At 55.9% G+C, this 299-nt stretch carries 1 pseudogene; it reads left to right on the forward strand.

The features are described from left to right. Positions 1–299, forward strand: a pseudogene (locus BIU91_RS15065) (homoserine dehydrogenase); the annotation flags it as partial.

A 299-nucleotide genomic window follows, 5' to 3' on the forward strand; every position in this document is an offset into this window, starting at 1 on the left:
CACGCACCCCGCGCAATGATATTGATCTGGGGGATATCCCGTTCAGTACCGACATTTTTGACGTGGTGAACGACCCGTCTGTGGATGTTGTGGTCGAATTGATTGGTGGTTACGAAACTGCTCGGGAGCTGGTGCTGGCTGCCATCCGAAATGGCAAGCACGTAGTCACCGCCAACAAGGCGTTGATTGCGGTCCATGGCAACGAGATTTTCGAGGCAGCGGCGAAGCAGAATGTGATCGTTTCCTACGAGGCTGGCGTTGCTGGCGGTATCCCCGTCATCAAGGCTGTTCGCGAAGGC

The organism is Curtobacterium sp. MMLR14_002, assembly GCF_001864975.1.
GTDB lineage: Bacteria > Actinomycetota > Actinomycetes > Actinomycetales > Microbacteriaceae > Curtobacterium > Curtobacterium flaccumfaciens.